This window comes from Microbacterium sp. NPDC064978 (assembly GCF_044543605.1).
GTDB classification, from domain to species: Bacteria; Actinomycetota; Actinomycetes; order Actinomycetales; family Microbacteriaceae; genus Microbacterium; species Microbacterium meiriae.
In genome coordinates this window covers 1-2,036 of sequence record NZ_JBITWF010000009.1, presented here as the reverse complement: position 1 = coordinate 2,036, position 2,036 = coordinate 1, and the positions used below count along the sequence as shown (strand labels likewise).

Here is a 2,036-nt window from a genome sequence, read left to right as displayed (position 1 = left end):
GGTTTGGCGTCGAGTGTGTAGAGCAGGGGGGCGTCGGCGATGGGGGTGAAGGTGGCGCCGTTGTCGGTGCTGAGGAGCAGCCCTTCTTCTGAGGCCGCGTAGAGACCGTCGCCGTTGGCCGCGAGGTCTGCCGCGGAAAGTGTTGCGCCGCGGGTCCATTCGAGACCGTCGTCAGTGCTGACGAGGAGATCGACGCCATCGGACGCGATCCCGTAAAGAGTGCCGTCTGGTCCGGCGGTGAGGACATGGAAGTCCGTGCTGCCAGTGAGCGCGATCGGTGACCACGATTCGCCGAAGTCGTCACTACGAATGACACCTAGGTTCGGGGAGCCGAGCTGTGCGGGTGTCTGTGTGCCCGGGTGTCCGGATGCGAAGAGGGCGTCGTCGAGGACGGTAAAGCCCATCGCATCGAAGTCGTGGCCTCCGATGGGACCGGCGATCGCACCTTCGGGCGTGAGGGTGAAGAGTCCTCCGTGGGTGGCTACGAAGAGGTCCTCACCGCGGGGGTCAGCGGCAACACCGTGAATGTGTTGGATAACGGGGGGCACCGCGTTGGCGCCGGGGCCTGCGGCGCGGCGCAGCCGGTGAGGGCGACGGCTACGAGAGCGATCGCGAAAGCGGGTAAGGGCGAGTGGCGGTTCATGAGACTCCGACGTGAAGAAGTGCATGCGGGTGCGCGGCCGGTACGCGAATGAGAGTCGCGACATGGCGCCAGCGCGGTGGCGTGGGTTACTGCGAGAAGGCCAGTTCGGGGGTGCGGGCGAGCGCCGCACCCCCGAAGGTAGATCAGACTGTGTCGAGGAGGTCTTCCATCGTGGCGATCTCCGTGGTCTGCGCCTCGATGATCGTCTCGGCCAGAGCGACCGCGTCGCTGTTCTGGCCGTTGTCGACCTCTTCTTGGGCCATCTCGACGGCACCCTCGTGGTGCTGGATCATCTGCTCGAGGAACAGGCGGCTGGCGTCCGCGCCGGTGGCATCCTCGAGAGCCTGCATGTCATCTTCGGACATCATGCCGCCCCCGTGATCCATGCCCTCCATGTCGGAAGTGTCAGCGCCCCACTCTTCGAGCCACTGGTCCATCTTCTGGATCTCGGGCTCCTGCGCGGCCTTGATCTCTTCCGCAAGGGCGACGACGCGTTCGTCGACGCCCTCCTTGCTGAGAAGCATGTCGGACATGTCGATGGCCTGGGCGTGGTGCTCTTTCATCATGCTGGCGAACATGATGTCGGCGTCGTTGGCGTCCGCGGAGGCCGGGGTGGAGCTGCTGCTTTCGTGGTTCATTCCGGGCATATCGCCGCCGCCGGAGGTGTTTCCGGCGCAGCCGGCAAGGGCAAGCACAGCAGTGAGGGTGAGTGCGGCGGTCGCCGCAAAACGGGTCTTCATAGTGGTTCTCTCCAGGAGTCGATGACGGTGCTCAGCGAGACAGGCTGGGCGAGGGGTGTTGCCCGCAGAAGGCGGGCACGCCTGCCATCACGTGCGACTGATGCAGAGAACGGTGAGAGACGGAGGCCGCAGCGGATGCAGCGCATCCCGGAGGTGTAGGCGGGACACGGGCGTTCCCGGGGAGTGCGCGACGGCTCGCCACCAGGCGGACGGCCGGGTGAGCAGCACGACGGCAATGAGGAGCGCGAGAACGCAGGCCATCCACGCCATGCCGTGATCGTCAGAACACGTGGCGCACCCCGCCTCGTCCATCGCTGCGGCGTCGCCTGAGGCGTGTGCGGGGTGAGCATCGGCATGCGCGGGTGCGACGGCGATGGTCTCACTGTGCCCGGAGGGCATGGTGTGCGTGTTCATCGAGTGCATAGCCAGAAGCCCGAAGATCACGGAAAAGGCGACGGCGACGACGGTCAGGAGGGTGCGGGTGAGGGTGCGCTGGTTATGCACGCGGCGTGCGATCGTCATCAACACTGTCCCACCTCCCTTTCTTCCAGGGTACGTCGCTGCCGCCCATGCGCCTACTTGTCGACGACGGCGTCCGGGCTGAGGTTCAGCCGTCGCAGCAACTGCGCATTCAGCGCGACAACGATCGTGGA

General features: G+C 65.9%; 3 protein-coding genes. All 3 read right to left on the bottom strand.

The window, feature by feature from the left end:
• Window positions 1-668 (bottom strand): F510_1955 family glycosylhydrolase (locus tag ACIGJI_RS17395; protein WP_396667042.1); only part of this gene is annotated, 668 nt, incomplete at its 3' end.
• 118 nt (window positions 669-786) lie between these two features.
• Complete coding sequence (locus tag ACIGJI_RS17390) at window positions 787-1,383, bottom strand: DUF305 domain-containing protein (RefSeq protein WP_366244729.1); 597 nt, start codon at window positions 1,381-1,383, stop codon at window positions 787-789.
• An 87-nt stretch (window positions 1,384-1,470) separates the two neighbouring features.
• Entirely contained in the window at window positions 1,471-1,905 is a 435-nt protein-coding gene (locus ACIGJI_RS17385) for a DUF6153 family protein (protein WP_366244731.1), read from the bottom strand.
• Between the last annotated feature and the right edge of the window lie 131 nt (window positions 1,906-2,036).